The organism is Candidatus Acetothermia bacterium (assembly GCA_024653305.1).
Taxonomy (GTDB): Bacteria; Bipolaricaulota; Bipolaricaulia; order Bipolaricaulales; family Bipolaricaulaceae; genus JACIWI01.
In genome coordinates this window covers 38,120-58,529 of the sequence record JANLFW010000006.1, presented here as the reverse complement: position 1 = coordinate 58,529, position 20,410 = coordinate 38,120, and the positions used below count along the sequence as shown (strand labels likewise).

Annotated in this window: 21 protein-coding genes and 1 tRNA gene; 13 read left to right on the top strand and 9 right to left on the bottom strand. The window is 69.8% G+C overall.

Translation table 11 applies throughout. The annotated features are described in order from the left end of the window. Window positions 1-179: 179 nt before the first annotated feature. From NUV94_03630 to NUV94_03605, 6 genes are all read right to left on the bottom strand, one after another. On the bottom strand, window positions 180-1,037 hold the full coding sequence (locus tag NUV94_03630; GenBank protein ID MCR4391873.1) for an ABC transporter permease: 858 nt from the start codon (window positions 1,035-1,037) through the stop codon (window positions 180-182). Further along, window positions 1,018-2,070 carry an ABC transporter permease gene (locus NUV94_03625; GenBank protein ID MCR4391872.1) on the bottom strand — a complete coding sequence of 351 codons (1,053 nt, stop codon included), beginning with the start codon at window positions 2,068-2,070 and terminating at the stop codon, window positions 1,018-1,020. Before NUV94_03625 ends, NUV94_03630 begins: the two co-directional genes overlap by 20 nt. Beyond that, a complete protein-coding gene (locus tag NUV94_03620) occupies window positions 2,057-3,619 on the bottom strand; it encodes an ABC transporter ATP-binding protein (GenBank protein ID MCR4391871.1) in 1,563 nt (520 codons plus the stop codon). The genes NUV94_03625 and NUV94_03620 overlap by 14 nt, the downstream gene beginning before the upstream one ends. Before the next feature lie 34 nt (window positions 3,620-3,653). Next, window positions 3,654-4,703, bottom strand: a complete 1,050-nt coding sequence (locus tag NUV94_03615) for a BMP family ABC transporter substrate-binding protein (GenBank protein ID MCR4391870.1) — start codon at window positions 4,701-4,703, stop codon at window positions 3,654-3,656. Window positions 4,704-4,800: 97 nt separating this feature from the next. Continuing rightward, window positions 4,801-6,498 (bottom strand): 5'-nucleotidase C-terminal domain-containing protein, encoded by a 1,698-nt coding sequence (locus NUV94_03610; protein ID MCR4391869.1) that lies wholly within the window; start codon window positions 6,496-6,498, stop codon window positions 4,801-4,803. Next, window positions 6,495-7,304, bottom strand: a complete 810-nt coding sequence (locus NUV94_03605) for a nucleoside phosphorylase (protein ID MCR4391868.1) — start codon at window positions 7,302-7,304, stop codon at window positions 6,495-6,497. The genes NUV94_03610 and NUV94_03605 overlap by 4 nt, the downstream gene beginning before the upstream one ends. A 304-nt stretch (window positions 7,305-7,608) precedes the next feature. On the opposite strand from NUV94_03605, the gene NUV94_03600 reads away from it, so the two are divergent. The 3 genes from NUV94_03600 to NUV94_03590 all read left to right on the top strand — a co-directional run bounded on the left by NUV94_03600 (window position 7,609) and on the right by NUV94_03590 (window position 8,402). Then, window positions 7,609-7,869, top strand: a complete 261-nt coding sequence (locus NUV94_03600; GenBank protein MCR4391867.1) for a hypothetical protein — start codon at window positions 7,609-7,611, stop codon at window positions 7,867-7,869. Then, the gene (locus NUV94_03595) at window positions 7,866-8,060 is read left to right on the top strand and encodes a hypothetical protein (protein ID MCR4391866.1); all 195 of its coding nucleotides are present in this window, start codon (window positions 7,866-7,868) and stop codon (window positions 8,058-8,060) included. Before NUV94_03600 ends, NUV94_03595 begins: the two co-directional genes overlap by 4 nt. A gap of 99 nt (window positions 8,061-8,159) precedes the next feature. Next, window positions 8,160-8,402: an HAD family hydrolase gene (locus NUV94_03590; protein MCR4391865.1), complete on the top strand. Its 243-nt coding sequence runs from the start codon at window positions 8,160-8,162 to the stop codon at window positions 8,400-8,402. Window positions 8,403-8,482: 80 nt separating this feature from the next. Here the strand turns inward: NUV94_03590 and NUV94_03585 are convergent, their stop codons facing one another. Further along, window positions 8,483-9,454 (bottom strand): NTP transferase domain-containing protein, encoded by a 972-nt coding sequence (locus NUV94_03585; GenBank protein MCR4391864.1) that lies wholly within the window; start codon window positions 9,452-9,454, stop codon window positions 8,483-8,485. A gap of 120 nt (window positions 9,455-9,574) precedes the next feature. Here NUV94_03585 and NUV94_03580 point away from each other — a divergent pair. The 10 genes from NUV94_03580 to NUV94_03535 all read left to right on the top strand — a co-directional run bounded on the left by NUV94_03580 (window position 9,575) and on the right by NUV94_03535 (window position 19,811). After that, window positions 9,575-9,648, top strand: a tRNA-Ala gene (locus NUV94_03580). 12 nt (window positions 9,649-9,660) lie between these two features. Beyond that, complete coding sequence (locus tag NUV94_03575) at window positions 9,661-11,340, top strand: PucR family transcriptional regulator ligand-binding domain-containing protein (GenBank protein MCR4391863.1); 1,680 nt, start codon at window positions 9,661-9,663, stop codon at window positions 11,338-11,340. An 87-nt stretch (window positions 11,341-11,427) separates the two neighbouring features. After that, window positions 11,428-12,954, top strand: a complete 1,527-nt coding sequence (locus NUV94_03570; GenBank protein MCR4391862.1) for an ABC transporter ATP-binding protein — start codon at window positions 11,428-11,430, stop codon at window positions 12,952-12,954. Further along, the gene (locus tag NUV94_03565; GenBank protein ID MCR4391861.1) at window positions 12,947-13,981 is read left to right on the top strand and encodes an ABC transporter permease; all 1,035 of its coding nucleotides are present in this window, start codon (window positions 12,947-12,949) and stop codon (window positions 13,979-13,981) included. The genes NUV94_03570 and NUV94_03565 overlap by 8 nt, the downstream gene beginning before the upstream one ends. Continuing rightward, on the top strand, window positions 13,978-14,871 hold the full coding sequence (locus NUV94_03560) for an ABC transporter permease (GenBank protein MCR4391860.1): 894 nt from the start codon (window positions 13,978-13,980) through the stop codon (window positions 14,869-14,871). The genes NUV94_03565 and NUV94_03560 overlap by 4 nt, the downstream gene beginning before the upstream one ends. Window positions 14,872-14,951: 80 nt before the next feature. Beyond that, window positions 14,952-16,013 (top strand): BMP family ABC transporter substrate-binding protein, encoded by a 1,062-nt coding sequence (locus tag NUV94_03555; protein ID MCR4391859.1) that lies wholly within the window; start codon window positions 14,952-14,954, stop codon window positions 16,011-16,013. Window positions 16,014-16,070: 57 nt separating this feature from the next. Beyond that, on the top strand, window positions 16,071-16,832 hold the full coding sequence (locus NUV94_03550) for a DUF2877 domain-containing protein (protein ID MCR4391858.1): 762 nt from the start codon (window positions 16,071-16,073) through the stop codon (window positions 16,830-16,832). Beyond that, window positions 16,829-18,094, top strand: a complete 1,266-nt coding sequence (locus tag NUV94_03545) for a DUF1116 domain-containing protein (GenBank protein MCR4391857.1) — start codon at window positions 16,829-16,831, stop codon at window positions 18,092-18,094. The genes NUV94_03550 and NUV94_03545 overlap by 4 nt, the downstream gene beginning before the upstream one ends. Next, a complete protein-coding gene (fdrA, locus tag NUV94_03540) occupies window positions 18,091-19,635 on the top strand; it encodes an acyl-CoA synthetase FdrA (protein ID MCR4391856.1) in 1,545 nt (514 codons plus the stop codon). Before NUV94_03545 ends, fdrA begins: the two co-directional genes overlap by 4 nt. Beyond that, window positions 19,632-19,811: a hypothetical protein gene (locus tag NUV94_03535; protein ID MCR4391855.1), complete on the top strand. Its 180-nt coding sequence runs from the start codon at window positions 19,632-19,634 to the stop codon at window positions 19,809-19,811. Before fdrA ends, NUV94_03535 begins: the two co-directional genes overlap by 4 nt. Here NUV94_03535 and NUV94_03530 read toward each other — a convergent pair. Both NUV94_03530 and NUV94_03525 read right to left on the bottom strand, forming a co-directional pair. Further along, window positions 19,808-20,053 (bottom strand): glutathione S-transferase N-terminal domain-containing protein, encoded by a 246-nt coding sequence (locus NUV94_03530; protein ID MCR4391854.1) that lies wholly within the window; start codon window positions 20,051-20,053, stop codon window positions 19,808-19,810. The two genes, NUV94_03535 and NUV94_03530, sit on opposite strands and share 4 nt — an antisense overlap. Continuing rightward, on the bottom strand, window positions 20,032-20,343 hold the full coding sequence (locus NUV94_03525) for a metalloregulator ArsR/SmtB family transcription factor (GenBank protein MCR4391853.1): 312 nt from the start codon (window positions 20,341-20,343) through the stop codon (window positions 20,032-20,034). The genes NUV94_03530 and NUV94_03525 overlap by 22 nt, the downstream gene beginning before the upstream one ends. Window positions 20,344-20,410: the final 67 nt, after the last annotated feature.

Sequence of the window (20,410 nt, the reverse complement as noted above, 5' to 3'; positions counted from 1 at the left end):
GCCTTTGGGACAAGGGCCTCGCCGTACCCCCCGGAGAACCCGGTGCTGCCCACCCAAGCCCAAGAGGGCACCGCCCTTGGCGCCTCCTCCCCCAGCGCTACAGCACCCAAAAGCGAGGGTATTCCCACCACTAATGTTAGCTCAACCCACATTTTCCCCTCCCCCTGCCCACTCACGAATCACCCGCGCTCCTTCACGTACGGCTTCCCCAGGGCCTTGGGGACCTTGGTTCGGCCCAGGAACCCGGCCAGCACCACCACAGTGAGGATGTAAGGGAGCATCAGCGAGAACTGGGAGGGGATGTACGCCTGAAGCCTCATCTGCAGGGCGTCCACGAACCCAAACAGGTACGCGGCGAGAAGGGCGGGAAGGGGCCGGTAGTTGCCGACGACCATCGCCGCGATGCCGATGAAGCCGCGGCCCCCCACCATGCCGTCGGTAAACCTCCCTAGATTGTTGAACAGGAACGCCCCGGCCAGGCCACACAGGGCGCCGTTTAGCACGGTGTAGATTAGCTGGGTCCGGTACACGTTGATCCCCGCGGTGTCCGCGGCCCGGGGGTGCTCACCCACCACCCGCAGCCTCAAGCCCCACGGGGTGCGGAAGATGTAGACCTGAGAAAGGGCGATGAGGAACAGGCCCGCGCCCACCAGGATCCAGGCGTTCAAGGTGGGGGCGGAGGGGGAAGTGCCGCGCCAGCCCCAGATGACCCGGGTGAGGAACAGGGCGAACCCCACCACCAACAGGTTGATGGCCGCGCCGGACACCACGTGGTCCGCCCTGAGGTACACGCTCCAGACGGCGTGGAGCGCCCCCAGGAGGGCCCCCACCCCGATCGCCGCCACCAGGGCCAAGGTAGGGCTCCCACTGAAGTAGGCCACGATGGCCGTGGTCAACGCCCCGGCCAGGGCCATCCCCTCCACCCCAACGTTGATCACCCCGGCCCGCTCGGAGTAGGTCTCCCCCAGGGCCACCAGGGCAATGGGGGTGGCCAGCCGCAGCGCGGAGACGAGGAGTTCAAGGCTCAGAACGGACACGGCTCCTCCTTAGCGCACCCAACCGTTTGAGGTGGCGGATGAGCTCCGGGGCCACCACGAACAGGATCACCAGCCCCTGGAACACCGCCGCCAGGTCCGCCGGCGCCACCCCGGCCCGGTCAATGGCCATCCCCCCCGCCCTGAGCGCCCCCATCAGGATCGCGGCGAAGATCGCGGCGATGGGGTGAGCTCGGGCAATGAGCCCGCCGGCGATCCCGTCCCAGCCATATCCCGGCGAGAAGAACTCGATGAACCGGCGGTGGGTGCCCAAGATCTCCGCCGCCCCGCCCAAACCCGCGAGCGCCCCGGCCAAGGTCAGGGCGAGGATCATGCTCCTCGATACGTCGATCCCCCCGTACTCGGCAGCCTGGGGGTTCTGCCCCACCGCCCGGATTTGGTACCCACGCGGGGTACGAAAGATGAAGTACCACACGAGCACGGCCACCATGGCCCCCACCGCGATCCCCCACGACAGCTGGGCCCCGGCCATGAACCGCGGCAGCTCCGCGCTGCGGAGGATGCGCACCGTCTGGTTCGCCCACTGGGTGCCGTGGTACGGCCCCCGGGGCGAGACGAGCCAGCTCGTGAGGTAGATGGCCACGTAGGAGAGCATCATCGTGGTCACGAACTCGTTCGCCCCGCGCCGGGCCCGCAGCCACCCGGGAACGAGGCCCCACAATCCTCCGGCCACGGCGCCACACAGCAGGCACACCACGGTATGCAGCACCGGGGGAAGCTCCAACGTGAACCCAGCCCACGCCGCGGCGAACGCGCCCACGTAGAGCTGCCCCTCCGCTCCGATGTTGAACAGGCCACAACGAAACGCGATCACGAACGAAAGCGAGGTGAAGACGATCGGGGTCGCTTGGGTCAACGTCTGGAACAGCTGGTACTTGCCCCCGAACGCGCCCCGGACGAGCTCCCGGTACACCGCGGGCACGGAGTAGCCGGTGAGAGCGGTGACGATAGCTCCTACCCCCAGGGCGAGGGCGATCGCCCCGGCCACCGGGGCCATTTCCCTAAGCCACTTCACCCTTCCCCCTGAGCATCCACAGCCCCAGCTCGCGCTTGGTAGCCTCCCCCCGTCGCACCACGGCCACGACCTCCCCTTGGTACATCACCGCGATCCGGTCCGAGAGCATCATCACCTCGTCCAGGTCCATGGACACCAAAAGCACCGCGCACCCCTGGCGACGCATGGCGAGAAGTTGGTTCCACACGAACTCCATCCCCGCGACATCGAGCCCCCGCGTCGGCTGCACGGCTACCACCACCCGTGGCCCGCGCCCGAGCTCCCGGGCCAGGATCAGCCGCTGTTGGTTCCCCCCGGACAGGGCTTGCACCGAGGTGCGCACCGACGGGGCGGCGATGGAGAACCGCTCCACCAGCTCCTGGGCGTAGCGGGCGATGTTCCGGCGGGCCTGGGCCCACGGGCCGATAGCGAAGCGGGGGTCGTACTCCTGGCCGAGGATGGCGTTCTCGGCCACGGTGAACGGGAGGATGAGGCCCCGCTGCTGCCGGTCCTCCGGGACGTGGACCAACCCGGCCCGGGTGAGCTTCCGGGGGCTGGCCCCGGTGAGGTCGCGCCCGCCCACGGAAACGTGGCCGGCTTGGGGCTGCCGGAGGCCGCAGATCGCCTCCACCAGCTCCTTCTGGCCGTTCCCTTGGACGCCGGCGATCCCCAGGATCTCGTGGTCGTGGACGACAACGCTCACCCCCCGTACCGCCTCCACCCCCCGGTCGTCCGTGGCCACGAGGCCCTCCACCGCAACCAGGGGCTGCCCCTCGCTCACCACCGGTTCCGGCCGTACCTGGAACACCACCTCCCGGCCGACCATGAGCTCGGCAAGCTGGGTTTCGGTGGCCTCGCTCGCCGGAAGGGTGCCCACGTTCTTGCCTTTTCTGAGCACGGTGATCCGGTCGCACACGGCGAGCGCCTCGTCGAGCTTGTGGGTGATGAACACCACCGCCTTCCCCTGCTCCTTGAGCGCACGCACGGCGGCGAACAACGCCTCTGCCTCCTGCTCGGCGAGCACGGCGGTAGGCTCGTCCAGGATCAGCACCTCTGCTCCGCGGTACAGGGCCTTGAGGATCTCCACCCGCTGTTGCTCCCCTACCGCAAGCTCCTCCACCCGGGCCTCGGGGTCGACCCCGAGCCCGTACTGCTCCACCAAGGCCTCGATCCGGCGGACCATAGCCCGGCGATCGAGCAGGGGCCCGCGGGTGGGCTCCCAGCCCACGGCGATGTTCTCCGCCACCGTGAGTCGGGGGACGAGCATGAAGTGCTGGTGCACCATGCCGATGCCGATGCGGATGGCCACGGCGGGGCTTCCGATGCGGGTGGGGGTTCCCCGGACGAAGATCCTCCCCGCATCGGGCTGGTAGAGGCCGTACAGGATGCTCATGAGCACCGTTTTGCCGGCCCCGTTCTCCCCAAGGAGGCCGTGGGCCTCGCCGAAGTCCAGGGAAAAGTCGATGCCGGCGTTGGCCAGAACGCCGGGGAACCGCTTCACGATCCCCTCCATGCGCACGGCCTGAGAGATGCGCCGGGCTCCGCCTGGCGTCTCTTCTACGCCGGGCATCGACCTTCCCCTTATCCCTGATCAGAAAGGAGCACTACTCGTGCTCGATCACGATCGTCCCGTTGAGGATCCCCTGAGCGGCCTCGACCGCCTTGGCCACGACCTCAGCGGGGATGGCGACCTGGCTTGCGCTGGCGACCACGTAGGGCGGGAGCGCATCCTCGCTGCCCACGGCGATCCCGGTGCCGAGTTTGGCCTCCGCGGCCATGCCGTAGCTGATGACGCCGGGGGCCCAGGTTCCCTCCACCGCCTTCATGATCTCCGTGTACACGGCGAGGTCCACCCGCTTCAGGCCCGAGGCGATGATCACGTCGGCGTGCTCAGGGGTGGACCAGGCCTGGTCCACGTCGGTGCCGATGGCCCACCATACCCCGGGCTTCTCCTCGGCGGCGGCGAACACCCCAAGGTGGGACTTGCCGGCCGCCCCGTAGACCACGTCCGCCCCAGCCTGGTACATCTCAAGTGCAAGCTCCTTCCCCAGGGTGGGGTTGTTCCAGGCGCCTACGTAGCGCACGAGGACGTCTCCCTCCGTGATCGCGGGGTTGGCCCACATCGCGCCCTGGGTGAAGCCCTGCACGAACCGGCGGATGAGGGGGATGTCCATCCCGCCCTCCACCCCGACCTTGCCGGTCTTGGTCCAGAGCCCGGCCACCACCCCGCACAGGAACGCCTCCTCCCAGTCGTTGAACACGATGGAGGCCACGTTGCCGACCGCGGCCACGGCATCGATGACCACGAACCACTGGTTCGGATAGTCCGGCGCCACTTCTTCCAGCACCGGGGCCTGGTCAAACCCGATGCACACGATGATCGTGTACTCGCCGGAGCGGGCGAACTCCCGCTGGAACGCCTCGTAGTCGGCGATGGACCGCGGTTCCACGTAGCTGAACACCTGTTCCACCGGGACCCCGTACTTGGCCGCCAGCTCCTTGGCCGCCCGCTCGGCGCCCCAGTAGGACTGGTCGTTGAACGACCGGTCTCCCAGACCACCCGTGGCCAGGATCAGCCCGATCTTGGGGATGCTACCGAAGGCCACCGCCACACCTAGGACCATCAACAACGCCCACAGCAAACCCTTGCGCATGAAACACCTCCTCTATCCACAGTCTACACGAGCTCACTCCGCGTTCGATCCACCGCTGTGCTCCTTCTCACCCCCTCCCGAACGGCTCCATCAAGGTTCACCTCCGCTCCACGATCCGCCCCTCCACCTCCGGAGCCACCGGAGAGTGGGCGCGGAGGTAGTCGGCGAGGACCTCGTAGTCCACGAACCCGAGGTTGATGACCTGCCGCGCCTCGAGGAAGACCTCGTAGCCGTCCCCGCCCCCGGCGAGGAAGTTGTTGGTGGCCACGCGGTAGGTGCCCTTGGGGTTGATCGGCCGCCAGCCCTCTTCCGTCCACACCTCCACGGACACGACGCGCTCCCCGGCGGCCTTGGCCGGATCCCAGGTGAACCGGATCCCGGCCACCTGGGGGAACCGCCCCTTGGCCTGCTCCACCAGGCTCACCCCGTTCTCCAGGGCGGCGAGGAGCTGGGCCCCGGTGACGTCGAGGACCACAAGGTAGTTCCCGAATGGGAGGACCTCCATGACCTGGCCCAGGGTGACCTCGCCGGCGGGGATGGAGGCCCGGATCCCACCCCCGTTCTGGATGGCGATCTGGGCCCCGGCAGCCTTCGCCTTCCACAACATCGCGTCGGCAATGAGGTTCCCGAGGTTCGTCTCCCGGGTGCGCACCCGGGTCTTATCTCCGTCCAGGTCGACCCGCGTCTCCCCCACGGCCTGTGCCTTGAGGGCGGCGATGGGGGCGCCAAACACGGCGAGCTGGGCCTCGATCGCCGGGTCCATGGGTACCTCGGCCACCGGGATGAGCTCCCCGTTCCAACCGGTCAGGACCCCTTGCCCGTCGAACGTCACCTCCAACCGACCGAGGTGCTGGGCGTGCTCCCCGGCCTGGACGACCAGGGTGGGGATGCGGACGTCCGCGACCGCGATCCGATCCCGAATGGCGGCGAACGTGGCGGGACCGATCCCGGACACGTTCATGATCTCCTCGATCTTCTGGAACGGCCCGCGGGACGTACGCCAATCCACGATCCGCTGGGCCAACGTGGGGCCAATCCGGGGGAGGGCCACAAGCTCGTCCACGCTGGCGGTGTTGATGTTCACGAGCTTGCGCTCCACCACCGCCGGGTACCCGGCAGGGAGTGTATGGGAGTGTCCGCCCACGACGATGTCGATCCCGGTCACGGACGTGGCGAGCTCCAGGTCACGATCCCAACCGAGGTGGGTCAGGGCGATGATCACGGTGACGCCCTGGGCGGTGAGCTCGTCCACCGCCCGCCGGGCGGCGGCGAACGCGTCGCCGATGGCGATGTTCGGCCCAGGGTTCGAGCTCCACGCCGTGTCCTCGGTGGTGAGCCCGATGATCCCCACCCGGTTCCCGGCCACGTCCACGAGTACGTAGGGCAGGATCTCCCCGGCGAGGAGGGGGTCCTGAGAGAAGTCGAAGTTGGCCGAGAGAAGGGGGAAGCCCACCGCCTCGGCGAACTTGGCCAGGGTCGCCGAGCCCTCGTCGAACTCGTGGTTCCCGAGGGCCATGGCGGTGAAGTCCATGTGGTCCATGACCCATGCGTCCGCCGCCCCCTTGTGCACGGTGAAGTAGAGGGTCCCCAGGAACGCGTCCCCGGCGTGGAGGAGGATCACCTCCGGGACCTGCGCCCGAATCTCCTGGATCAGTGTGGCCTGCCGGGCCATGTTCTCCAGCCGCGAATGGGTATCGTTCGTATGAAGGATGGTTATCGTCCAATCGGCTTCGGCCCAGGTGACCTGGGTCGGAAGAGCGACCACCACCAACATCGCTAACAACCACTTCCTCATTCCTTCCTCCTTGTTGGTCCTCCTTTCAAGGTGTGAGCTAGGGAAGATCGCCTACGCCCCTTTCCCACCTCCTTCCCCCCACCGATCTTGAGGAGCGCCTCCAGGGCCACCCCGATCTCCCGATCGATGGCCTGCCGGACGGTGTCCCGATGGGGATTATAGTCGCCGAGTGTGGCCCGGCGGGCGTCCCCATCGATGGCGAGAATGGCCCCGGCCCGGACCCCGCGCAGGGCAGCCACGCAGAACACGGCCGCGCACTCCATCTCCACCGCCAGGGCCCCACTCCGGGAGAACGTGTCCAGCCCAAGGTCCAGGACCCCGCGGTAGAACGCGTCGAGGGTGACGACCACGCCGCGATGGACAGGAAGGCCGCGTTCCCCAGACAACTCCCAAAGGGCGGCGGCCACGTCCGGATCGCTCAAGGCCGGGAACTCCACGGGCAGGAGCCGCGGCGTGGTCCCCTCCGCCCGCACCGCGCCGAGGGCTACGACCAGGTCACCATCCCGCACGCGATCCTGGAGCGACCCCGCGGTCCCCACCCGGATCAGGACCTTGGCCCCGGCGCGGATCGCCTCCTCGACGCAGATCGCCGCCCCGGGGGCGCCGACCCCGGTGGAGACCACACCCACCGGCAGGCCCCGCCAGGTGCCGCGGTAGGCGTGGAACTCGCGGTTCTTGGCCACTTCTTCCGCCCCATCCAGCCGCGCCGCGATGCGCGCGGCGCGGGCCGGATCGCCGGGCAGGAGCGCGTACGGGGGAAGGTCGCCGGGGGCGATGCCGAGGGTTGGGAGTCGCGGCTGCACCATGGCGCCCTGAGTATACCGAAACGCAGTCCGATGTGCGCCTGCTTCGGTCCCATCGTTCTTCGGAAGCCGATGCTCCCCGCGGGATTGACCCCCGGCCTGCCGCACGACCCCGGTCGGAGTTCGTGCAGCAAAAGGGCGCGGGAAACAAGGCCGCTCTAAAGCGGATCGTGGACTCGGGCGAGGTCCCGGGGATCCTCGCCTACGCCGGCGGAAAGCCCGCGGCGTGGTGCGCGGTGGGACCACGGGAGCGGTACCCGGCCCTGGACCGGGCCCGGACCCTGAAGCGGGTGGACGATCAGCCGGTGTGGTCGGTGGTGTGCTTCTTTGTGGCCAAGCAGTTCCGGCGCCGGGGATCACGGTGCCTCTCCTCAAGGCGGCAGTGGCGTTGGCCGCGTCCCGCGGGGCGCGGATCGTGGAGGGATACCCGATGGACAAGGCTGGGCTGCCCGGGGCGTTTGTGTTCACCAGCCCGGCGGCCACGTTCCAGGGGGCCGGGTTCGTCGAGGTCCACCGATGGTCGCCGATCCGGCCCATCATGCGGTACTACATCGGGGAAAAGACGTGACCAACCGTGCAGCATTGGAGGAGCTCCTCGCCGAGATCCACGCGTTCTGCGCTGCCCACGCCGACCCGCAGGTCGCCGCCCGCTACTTCAAGGAAGGGCACGACCCGTACGGGGTGATGGGCGACTGGCGCACGTCGCCGGCCAAGTATAGGCGGGCGGTGCCGGTGGCGATTACGCCACGGAGAAGATGAGCCCGGAGGCCAAGGCCCGGTTCCGTCGCCGGAGTTCTCCTTTGCGCAAACCCATGGTTGGGCGAGCGGGGGATACACTCGCCGCCCGGAGGACCAACGTTGAACGGATCGCGAACAAACGTCGTCCACGCGGTGTGCTTCGACTGGGGGGGCACGGTGATGCGGGAACTCCCAGGGATGGTTCGCCAGGCCCTGGCCCGCGTTCATCTGGACCGCTACCTCGACGTTGTGGTCACCGCCCGCGACCTCGGGGCAGCGAAGCCCGACCCCGCGTTCTTCCACGCCGTGCTCGCGCGGCTCAACTGCCCTCCGGCCGAGGCGGCAATGGTCGGTGACGGGTAGGCCACCGACGTCGCCGGGGCCAAGCAGGCCGGACTCTGGGCGATTTGGTTCAACCCCTCCGGCGATCCGTGCCCGTGCGTTCATCCGCTGCACGACGCCGAGATCCGGGACATGGCCACCCTGCCCGCCGCGCTTTCGGATCTGCGCCTGCCGGATCTCCACACATGCTTGGAGCTTCTGGCCGAACACGGTGTGCCCGCGAGCGTGGTCCGGCATTCCCTGGCCGTGGCTGCCCACCACCTCGCCCTCCCCGATGTGGATCGGGGCGACGAGGGAAGCGTTGGTCCCGATGAACGCCCCCGGGCCGACCGTGCACTCCCGCCCGAGCGCGGTCCGGCCCAGGAGGTGGGTCCCGGGGAGGAGGACCGTGTCCTCGCCCGCAGGTCGTCGGGGCAGGGCCAACGGAGGGCCGCGGCCCTCCCGGCCGGGGCGAAGTGGGCCACGAGGTCGGTGAGGTAGAGCTCGCCCTTGGCGTTGGCGGTGGACAGGGCGGCCAGCGCCCGCCACAGGTCCGGGACGTTCTCCAGGCACCAGATCCCGGAGTTCACCTCCCCGACCGAAAGCTCCGCCGGGCTTGCATCCGCGGCCTCGACGACCCGCACGGGCCTTCCGTCCTCCGTGCGGACCACTCGGCCGTACGGGCCCGGGTCAGGGGGACTCGCCGTGAGGAGCGAGACCGTGGCTCGCCGCTCCCGGTGGCAGCGGAGGAGCGCCCGCAGGGCCTCCGGGGGGACAAGGGGGACGTCCCCCGGGAGGACGAGGAACCTCTGGGCGCTCACCTCCGCCTGGGCGGAGAGGACTGCGTGGCCGGTGCCGCGGGGCTCTCCCTGGTCCACGAACCTCACTCCCCGCGCGGAGAACGCCTCCCGCACCTCGTCTGCCCCGTGGCCGACGACGACCACCACGCGCCGGGGGCAGAGGGAGAACGCCGCGCGCAGGACGTGTTCCAGGAGGGGGAGCCCGGCCAGGGGGTGGAGGACCTTGGGGCGGCGGGAGCGCATCCGCGTCCCCTTCCCCGCCGCCAGGACCACGACATCGAGCGAGTCGTCCATCGGCCGTTTCGACTATAGCCATGGGGCAAGCGGAGCGCAAAGCCCCTTGTCGGGCCTTGACACCCCCCCCGCGCCTCTGTATAACCCAGCGCCGTTTCGGGTTCCCGTCCGAAACGGACTGGGGGCGTAGCTCAGCTTGGGAGAGCGTCGGCTTTGCAAGCCGAAGGTCGGCGGTTCGATCCCGCTCGCCTCTACCCCCTTCACCGATGCTCACGCTCCGCGAAGGTCTCCAACTCGCCGAACCCCTGCGCCGGGCGAGGGTCCTCGCCGGCGAGGGGGGTCTGGACCGGGTCGTGGAGTCGGTGAACGTGATGGAGGTGCCGGACATCCTGGAGTGGGTCCGTCCCGGCGAGCTCCTCGTCACCACGCTGTACCCCCTGCGGGACAACCCCGAAGCGCTGGCGGAGCTCGTCCCCCAGCTGGCCGCCAAGGGCCTGGTGGGCCTTGCCATCACCCCCGGAAGCTACGTGGATCGCATTCCCCCCGAGATGATCGAGGTTGCGGACCGCCTTGACTTCCCCCTCATCGAGCTGCCCCCCAAGGTCTCGTTCATCGACATCATCCAGCCCCTCACGAGCCGCATCCTCCACATCCAGGCGAGTGAGCTGCGGCAGTCGGAGTCCCTTCTGCGCCGGTTCCTGGACCTCGTGCTGCGTGGGGGGAGCTTCGCGGAGATCGCCCGCCTCATCGCGGAGGCCGTGGGTCACCCCGTGGCGGTGATCGACCGGTTTCGGCGCGTGCTTGGGCAGAGCGCCCCGTTTGGGGAGGGGGAGATCCTCGTGCGCGACCCGTCGGGGGACCTGTACTTGCGGGAGGATCTCCCCCCTGCGGCACCGGCGGAGCTGGGGTGGGAGGGGGCGGAGGTGTGGGAGGTCGCTGGGCCCCGGGGGAGGCAGACCATCGTGGCCCATCCGATCCACGCCAGCACGATGGCCCTTGGCTACATCCTGGTGGGAGGGGCCCTTTCCCCCTCGGTCCCCTACGCCGTGCGGGTGGCCCTGGACCATGGGGCCACCGTGGCGGCCCTCAAGATGATGGAGCTGCGGGCCCTGAGCCAGGTGGAGCAGCAGTTCCAACACGAGGTCCTCGAGGCGCTGCTTGCCCCGGGGGCCGGGGCCCGGGCCGTGAACCTGGCGCGCCAGATGGGCCTCTCCCTGGACCCGCCGTTCTACGTGGTGGTGGCCGCCCCGGACCTTCCCCTGGGAGAGGTGCTCGCGCACGGGGAGGACCGCAGCCGGAGCGCGATTGACACGAGTCTGCACCTGGCGCGCCGGTACGTCCGCACCCTGAACCCCAGGGCCGTGTTCTGGCGCCTGGGGACGCGGCTGGTGGCCTTGTTCCCGGTGGGCGGGCTCCGCACCGACCGGGCGGCGATCGCGCAGGCCCTGCGGGAGGTATGCCAGCGCGTGGGGACCGAGAACCCTCCCCACTCCGTGTCCATGGGGGTAGGACCGTTGACCACGACGGTGGAGGGGTTCGCCGAAGGCTACCGGGCTGCGATGCAAAGCCTCGAGCTGGGGAGGCTCGTCCAGCCGAAGGGGAAGGGGACGGTGACTTGCTACGAGGAGCTGGGCCTGTTCCGCCTCCTGTCCGGGGTGCAGTCCCGGGAGGACCTGGCCAGCTTCTGTCGGGAGTCCCTGGGGCCGGTTCTGCGCGCGAAGCGGTCCGCTGCCCTTTTGGGCACTCTGCGCGCGTACCTCGAACATGGGCAGAACCTCCGCCAGACCGCCCACGCCCTGGGCATCCACTACAACACCGCCCGGTACCGGCTGCGCCGCCTCCAGGAGCTCCTCGGCCCCGCCCTTGAAGATCCTTCCACCCGCCTCGCCCTCGAGATCTCCCTCCACCTGCTCCCCCTGGCCTTCCCCGAGGTTGTCACTAAGTGACAAGGTGGTTTGGGGAGGCTTGTCGCCCCTGTGCCCTGGGGCAGGGGTGTTCGTGCCAGGAGAATCGCCGTGTCCCAAGGGGGGGCGATGACCGACCGGCGGCCGGTTGTGCGGCTGTCCCAGATCACGAAGAGGTTTCCCGGCGTGGTAGCCAACGACGGGGTGAGCCTCGAGGTCTACCCAGGGGAGGTCCACGGGCTTCTGGGGGAGAACGGGGCGGGCAAGAGCACCCTGGTCAAGATCCTGTACGGTTTCTACCGGGCGGACTCCGGGTCGGTGTTCCTGGACGAGCAGCCCGTGTCCATCCGTTCGCCCCGCGATGCCCGGCGGCTGGGGATCGGCATGGTGTTCCAGGGGTTCACGCTTCTTCCGGCCCTCACCGTGGCCGAGAACGTGGCCCTGTTCATGACCAGGGTCCCGGCGGTGCTCCCCCCCCGCCGGCTGCGCCGGGCGGTCGTCGAGGCGAGCCGCCGCTACCACCTTGAGCTCGACCCCGATGTCCCGGTCTGGCAGCTGTCCGTGGGCCAGCAGCAGCGGGTCGAGCTCCTCAAGCTCCTCCTCTCCCAGGCACGGGTCCTGGTGTTCGATGAACCCACGAAGGTCCTCGTGCCCCATGAGGTCGAGGCCCTGTTCAGGACGTTCGCCAGCCTGCGCGAGGGGGGGTATGCGCTGATCTTCATCACCCACAAGCTCCGCGAGGCCCGGGCGTGCGCGGACCGGATCACCGTGATGCGGCGGGGGCGGGTGGTGGACACGGTTCCCGCGGCCGACGTCACCGAGGAGGGCCTGGTGAACCTGATGTTTGGGGAGCGCCTTGCCGACGTGACGCGTCGCGGGGGCGGGCCGCCCCCTGGGGAGGCGATCCTCGAGCTGCGGGGTGTGAGCACGTGGCCGGTGGGCATGGCCCCCGCCCTGGACGGGGTGAACCTTTCCGTGCGGGCGGGGGAGATCGTGGGCGTGGCCGGGGTGTCGGGGAACGGGCAGCGGGAGCTGGGGGACGCGATCCTCGGTCTGGTCCGCATCACCCACGGGCGGAAGCTGTTCCTGGGCCGGGACGTCACCGGGTGGCCCACCGGGAGGCTTGTGCGCCGGGGGTTGGCGTTCATCCCCGAGGACCCGCTGGCCATGGCGGTCGTCCCGTGGTTCTCGACCCTGGAGAACCTCGTCCTCATGGACCCGAGGCAGTTCAGCCGCTGGGGAGGGTTGAGCCTGGATTGGTCGAGGGCCCGGGGGTTCCTCCAGGAGGGCTTTTCCCGCTTGGGGATTGACCCCCTCCCGGACAGGGCCCGCGCCGCGAACCTCTCCGGAGGGAACCTCCAGCGGCTGGTCCTGGCCCGGGAGCTGGGGCGCTCCTTCCACCTGGTGGTGGGGCTGTACCCCACCCGGGGGTTGGACGTGCGAAGCGCCAACGCCGTCCGTCAGGCGTTTCTGGCGGCGAAGGACCAAGGCAAGGGGGTGCTCCTCATTTCCGAGGACCTGAGTGAGCTGTTCACCGTGTGCGATCGCGTGGTGGTGATGTTCCGGGGGCGCATCGTGGGCGAGTTCTCCCCGGAGGAGGCGAGCCTGGTCGAGGTGGGCCGGGCGATGACCGGGGCGGGGGTGGCCCATGCCTAGCTGGCTCAACGCCCGGCTGAGCTGGTCTGTTCTGAGGCTCCTCGTCATGGTGGGGGTGATCGTTGGGGTGTTCAGCCTGTTCCTCCTGCTCCAGGGAAAGGACCCCGTCCGCGCCTACCAAGACATCGTGCGCATCAACCTCCAGAACCCGCGGGGCCTCGCGGAGGTCCTGGTGCGGATGAGCCCCCTTCTCCTCACCGCGCTGGGGGTGGCGATCCCGTTCCGGGCTGGGCTGATCAACGTGGGGGCGGAGGGGCAGTTCATGGTTGGGGCCCTCGTCGGCACCTGGGCCGCCCTGAACCTGGGCGGACTCCCCCGGCCCGTCCTCCTGCCCGTGGTGATCCTGGCGGGAATGGCCGGTGGGGCGGCGTGGGGGCTCGTGCCGGGGGTGCTGCGCGCCCGGGGCTGGATGAACGAGACGATCACCACCCTCCTCCTGAACTACGTTGCCCCCCTCATCGTGGGGTACTTCGTGTTCGGGCCGTGGCGGGCAGCGGAGTTCGCCATCTACCCCCAGACCGCGGAGATTCCCCCCGCCGCGCGGTTCCCGATCCTCGTGGGGGGGACCCGGCTGCACCTGGGGTTCGCCTTGGGGCTGGCGGCCCTCCTCCTGTACGGGTACGGCGTGGCCCGGACCCGGTGGGGCCTGGAACTGAAGACCGTGGGGGGGAACCCGGAGGCAGCCCGGCGCCTGGGCCTGTCCGTGGGGGGATGGATGGTCGCCGCCATGGCGCTGGGGGGGGCATTGGCGGGGCTGGCGGGGATTGCCGAGGTCGCCGCGATCCACAGCCGACTGAAGTTGGCCATCTCCCCCGGCTACGGGTTCATGGGGTTCCTCGTGAACTGGCTCGCCTTTGCCAACCCCGTGGGCATTCTCCTCATGGCATTCTTGATGGCCCTGATCGCCGCGAGCGGGTTCACGCTCCAGATCACGCAACAGCTCCCCTTCGCGGCGGTCAACGTGCTCATGGCCCTCATCCTGTTCACCGTCCTAGCCAAGCCCCTGGGGAAGGGGGTGAGGCGATGAGCTGGCTCCTGTCGTGGCTGTCCGGGACCTTGCTCTATGCCGCTCCCATCCTCTATCCCACGGTGGGTGAGGTGGTGGAGCAGCGCACGGGCATGGTCAACCTGGGTCTGGAGGGGCTGATGCTTCTGGGGGGGGCGGTGAGCTTTGCCGTGTCGCGCCTGGCGGGGGACGCCTGGGTGGGGGTCCTGGCCGCGGGGGCCACCGGGCTGGCGGCGAACCTCGTGTACGCGTGGCTCGTCGTGCACCGGAGCGCCCACCAGCTCGCGGCAGGGCTGGCCCTCATGTTCTTCGGGATCGGGCTGTCGGCCCTCATCGGGAAGCCCTACGTGGGGCAGATGGCCCCGTCCCTCCCGAAGTACCCGCTCCTCGGCCCCCAGTCCCTCACGTTCCGCTACGACCTTCTCGTGTACCTGGCGTTCCTCTTGGCACCGCTCATGTGGTTCACCTTGTACCGAACCCGCTGGGGGCTGCGGGTGCGGGCGGTGGGGGAGAGCCCGGCGTCGGCCTACGCGGCTGGCGTTTCGCCATCCCGCGTGCGGTACGCGGCCGCCGCCCTGGCGGGGCTTCTGGCGGCGGTGGGCGGGGCCCACCTCGCGGTGGGGATCACGGGCACCTGGAGCGAGGGGATGACGGCCGGGCGCGGGTTCATCGCCATTGCGCTCGTGATCTTCTCCCGGTGGAATCCCCTCCGGGCGGTGGTGGGCGCCCTCATCTTCGGGGGAGCAGTGGTGCTCCAGCTCCAGCTCCAGGCCCAGGGGATCGGGATCTCGGCGTTCATCTTGGACATGATCCCGTACGCCTTGACCCTCCTTGTGCTCCTCGTCTGGGGCCGGGGGGTGCGCCACGTGGCCCCGGCGAGCTTGGGCCGGGTGTACTTCGGAAGCGAATAGGGGGTGAGAGCCGGGCAAAACCCAGCGGGACTGAGGAAGGAGAGGGAACTCTGAAAGCGAACTTGAGGAGGGGATCGGAGATGAAACGTGCACTGGTGGCAATGCTGGCGGTGGCGGTGGTGGGCCTGGGGGCCCTGGCAGAGCCCTGCCTCACGGTGGGGATGATCATCGGCGGGACGAAGGACGACGCAGGGTACAACCAGTCGCAGTACGACGCCCTGATGGCCCTCAAGGAAGAGATGCCCTGCGTCCAGATCCTGTTTGCGGAAAACGTTCCCGAAGGGGAGGCGGAGGCGGTGCTGGAGAACATGATCCTCCAGGGGGCCAAGCTCCTGTTCCCGGCGGGGTTCGGCTACATGTTCCCGGCGCTCAACCTGGCCAAGCGGTACCCGGACGTGCAGTTCATGCACCCTGGCGGCTACATGCTCGCCCCCAACTTTGGAACCTACTTCAGCAACGTTCAGTTCGCGTACTACGTGCTTGGGGTCGCGGCCGGGCTCATGACCCAGACGAACAAGCTCGGGTTCATCGGCGGGATGCCCAACGCCTACGTGCTTGGGAACTGCAACGCGTTCCACCTCGGCGCCCGGGCGGTGAACCCAGGCGTCACCACCGTGTTCGTGGTCACCGGGGCGTGGCTCGATCGGGCGAAGGAAGTGGCCGCCACGCAGGCCCTCCTCCAGCAGGGTTGCGACGTGATCGGCTCCCACCTCGACTCCCCGATCGCGGTCGCCCAAACGGTGGAGGCAGCCGGGAAGTTCTTCGTGGGCTACCCGTCCCTGGCGGTGCAGCAGTTCGCGCCCACCGCGTGGATCACCGGCCTTGGCCTGACCTGGGGGGACTTCTTCGTCGAGGTGGCCCAGCAGGTTCTGGCGGGCGAGTTCGTGAGCGGACACATCCGCCGGGGGTTGGAGGCAGGGTTCCTCACCCTGGGCGAATTCGGGCCGCGGGTGCCGGAAGACGTGAAGCAGACCGTCCTCCAGTACAAGGAGAACCTCGTCTCGGGCGAGCTCCAGCCGTTTGCCGGTCCGATCAAGGACCAGACGGGAGAGATCAAGATCCCGGAGGGAACGGCGTGGGGTCCCCTGGACATGGGGAAGTTCGACTGGCTGGCGGAGGGCATCGTCGGCTCGCCGAAGTAGTGGGTGCGGGGGTGCCCCCCCGGGGGCACCCCCTTTTCTTGGATGAGGGTTCAGGTGATGGGCGAGCTGGCCTGGGCGCTCCTCGGCGAAGGAGCGGAGGCGTCCGTTCTGGGGCGCACCTCGCGTGCCCTGTTTCTCGAGGTGGGGGGCGAGGTCCTGTGGGTCGAGGGCCCGGCGGGGCCGCTACACCGCCGGGGGGTGGTGGCGGAGGCCGTTCCGGCGTGGGAGGCCGGGGGGATCGTGACCGTCTCCGCGGGCAGGGTGGGGCGCCGGCCGGAGCTCCGTCTGGATCCGGCCTGGATCTGGAGAAGCCCGCCTCCCCCATCGCCGCCGGTGGACCTTGGGCGGAGGGCCCACGGCCTTCTCGTGGAGCTCCAACGGGATCTGGAGCCGCTCCGGGAGGCGGGGGATGGGGGGTGGGCGGAGGGGCTGGCGGATGCGGCCAGGGAAGGGGCGGGGATTGCGGAGTGGGGCCGAACGTGGATCGGGAGCGGACCCGGGCTCACCCCGCTGGGGGACGACCTCGTGGGGGGGGCCTTGTTTGCGCTGTGGGTCCTGGGGGAGGGTGCGGGGCAGGGGGAGGAGCTCGTGGGGTGGGCCCGGGGCCGCACCACGCGGTTGAGCGGGTGTTTGCTGGCAGACCTAAGCCAAGGCCATGGACCGGCCCCCCTGCACCGGCTGGCGGGGGCGCTTTCCACAGGGCAGGGGGCGGCGGCGCGGCGGGCCGCCCAGGAGCTGGTGGGTGTGGGCCACAGCACGGGGCGGGCCCTCCTGGGGGCGGCGTTGGTGGTGTGGTCCGTGAGAAAGGGGAGAGCGTGACCGACATCAAGGGGCGGATTGAGGAGGCCAACCAACAGGCGGTACGGCGCATGGTCGCCGGCGATCCGGTGCTCGTGGACGTGGCCCCGGCGGGCGAGGTCATCCCGGCGTTTGCGGATGGCAAGAAGCGCATCCTGCATTCCGGGCCCCCGGTGAGGTGGGACCAGATGTGCGGGGCTCAGCGCGGATCGGCCGTTGGGGTCGCCCTCTTTGAGGGCTGGGCCCGCACCCCGGAGGAGGCACAGGAGCTCCTCGCCTCGGGGGAGGTGGAAGTGGAGCCCAACCACCCCCACCGGGCGGTGGGGCCGATGGCGGGGACGATCTCTCCGTCGCTGCCGGTGTTCGTGGTCGAGAACCGGGCGTTCGGGAACCGGGCCTTCTGCCGCCCGGTGGAGGACCGGCAGCAGTTCGGGGACTTCGGCCCCGAGGCGGTGGGGATCCTCTGCCGCTGGCGGGACCTGTTTGGCCCCGCGCTGGGGGCGGCGCTGAGGGCCTCCGGTGGGCTGAGCCTGAAACCCCTCATCGCCCGGGCCCTGGAGATGGGCGACGAGCTCCACAACCGCCAGGTGGCGGCCTCCGCCCTCCTCGCCAACGCCCTGGCGGTCCCGCTCGTCGAGGCCGGGCTCCCCCAGGAGCAGCTCCTCGCCACGTTGCGCCTCCTCGTCCACCACCCCGTGTTCTTCCTGGGGCCGGCGATGGCGGCGGCGAAGTCGATCGCCGACCCTGCCCGCGGGATCCCGTACTCCACCGTGGTCACGGCGATGGCGCGCAATGGGTTCGAGTTTGGGATCCAGGTGAGCTCCCTGGAGGGGGAGTGGTTTACCGCGCCGGCACCGCGGGTGGAGGGGCTCCTCTTTCCCGGCTACAAGGCCGAGGACGCGGGCCTGGACATGGGGGACTCGGCGATCACGGAGACCGTGGGGTGGGGCGCGTTCGTCCTCGGGGGGGCCCCGGGGATCCTGTCCCTTGTTGGGGGCACGGTGGCCCAGGCGCTGGCCTACACCCGCGAGATGCGGGAGATCACGGTGGGCGTGCACCCCGACCTGCGGCTGCCCGCCCTCGACTTCCAAGGGATCGCGGTGGGGATCGACGTGCGCAAGGTGCTGCGGTCGGGGTCGGCGCCGATCATCGACACGGCGATCGCCCACCGCGACCCCGGGCACCCCAAGATCGGGGCGGGGCTGGTCCGGGCGCCCCTGGAGTGCTTCCGCAAGGCCCTGGTGCGGTTTGCGGAGAAGCACGAGCTGGCACGGGTGGGGTGAGGGGCGTGTTCCGGATCTGCCAGGTTCAGAAGCGGCGGTACTTCGACTCGATGTTTCTGATGCGGGTCACCCAGAGGCTGCGCGCCGAGCCGGGGGTTGCCGAGGCGGCCGCAGTGATGGGGACCCCGGCCAACATCCAGATCCTCCTGCGCTTGGGGTTCCCGGCAGGGGAACTTGCCGAGGCGGGCCCGGATGACCTCGTCGTCGCCCTGGCCGGAGCGGAGGAGCTGCCCCTGCGGGCGGCGCTGGAGAAACTGGAGGAGCTTCTGGCGGGAGGGGAGGCGGGGGCGGGGCTTCCCCGCACCCTCGCCGAGGCGGTAGCCCAGCTGCCCCAGGCCAACCTAGCGGTCATCTCCCTGCCTGGCCGGCACGCGGTCCCCGAGGCCCGCGCGGCCCTCGAGCAGGGCTTGAGCGTGTTCCTCTTCTCCAGCAACGTCCCTGTGGAGGAGGAGGTGGCCCTGAAACGCCTCGCCGCGGAGAAGGGTCTTCTCGTGATGGGGCCGGACTGCGGGACGGCGATCGTGGCCGGGGTCGGGCTGGGGTTTGCCAACGCCGTCCGTCAGGGCCCGATCGGGCTCATCGCCGCCTCGGGCACGGGGGCCCAGGAGTTCACAACCCTCGTCCACCGCGCCGGCTCGGGGATCTCCCACGCCCTGGGCACAGGGGGACGGGACCTCTCCGACGCCGTGGGCGGCACCACGACCCTCACGGCCCTGGACGCCCTCGCGGAGGATCCGGCAACAGAGGTCATCGTGATCTTGTCCAAGCCCCCAGGGGTGGGGACGGTGGCCCGGCTCGCCCAGCGGGTCCGCAGGGCCACCAAGCCTGTGATCGCCTGCTTTCTGGGGCTTGCGGCGGAGCAAATGCGCAACGGCTGGCCGGGGCCGCTCGTGGCGGTGATCGACGACGCGGTGGCCGCGGCCCTCCGTCGCACCGGGGTTCCCGTCCCGCCCTTCCTCTCCGTGCCCCGGAACGGGCCTGAGCTCAAGGACGACCTCTCCCGCCTTCTCCCCCGACAGCGCTACGCCCGGGGGATCTTCGCGGGCGGCACCTTCTGCTACCAAGCCCAGCTCCTCTTCCACGTGGCCCGCGTCCCCTTCCGGTCCAATGCCCCCCTCACCGCGGACCACGCCCTCGCCACCCCTTGGCGCAGCGAGGGCCACACCCTCCTCGACATGGGGGACGAGTTCTTCACCGAGGGCCGCCTGCACCCGATGATCGACCCCACCCTCCGCCAAGAGCGGATCCGGCAGGAGGCGGAGGACCCCGAAGTGGCGGCCCTCCTCCTCGACTTCGTGCTGGGCTACAACGCGTCCCCCGACCCGGTGGGGGACCTCATCCCTGCGCTCGTTGCCGCTCGGGAGCACAAGCGGCGGGAGGGTGGCGACCTCGTCGTCGTGGCCTCGGTGTGCGGAGCGGAGGCCGATCCCCAGAACTACCGGGAGCAGGTGGAGCGCCTGACGGAGGCCGGGGCGAGGGTGTTCCCGACCCAGGCCCAGGCGGCCCGGTACGCGCTCACCTTGCTCAAGGAGCTGAAATGAACCTTCACCCGAACCTCGTCGCTCTCCTGCGGGACGGTCCCCGCGCGATCAACCTGGGCCTGGAACCCTTTGCCGAGGCCATTGGCGCCCAAGGAGCGACCGTGCTCCACGTGGCGTGGGCGCCGCCCCCACCGGAGGCGGAGGACCTCGCGGACCTCCTCGATCGGCTCCTCTAGCCCTGGGCGAGGAGCGCGTCCAGGCGGGCCTTGTCGAACCCGATCACGAACTCGCCGTCGATCTCGATCACCGGCACGCCCTGCTGCCCGGTCTTGCGCACCAGCTCCATCGCCGCCTGGTAGTCCGCGGATACGTCCACCTCCGTGTAGGCGATGCCCTTGCCCTCCAGGTACCGCTTGGTCACCTGGCACCACGGGCAGGTGGGGGTGGTGTACACGATCACTTCGCGCTCTTTGTCCATTGTTCTCCCTCCTTCGTGAGTTTCGTGCGGACCTGGGGCCCAAGGAGCTCCCGCAGCACTGGGGCCAGGCTCAGGCAGTGCCACCTTCCCTCCCGGCGCCGCAGAACAAGCCCCGCTTCCTCCAGGGTCCGCAGGTGGTACGAGAACGCGGAGCTGGACATCCCCAGCGAACGGGCGATCTCCCGGCAGTGGGGCCCCCGGTGGGCGAGGAGGTAGCTCACGATCCGGAGCCGCTCCTCGCTTCCCAGGGCGGCGAACGCCTCTGCCAGCTCCCCAAGTTCCCGGTCCACGCCGGGATTGTACCAGGGCGCGATCAAAGTTCAACTGTCTTTGAAACGTTGAACAGTAACGACCGCC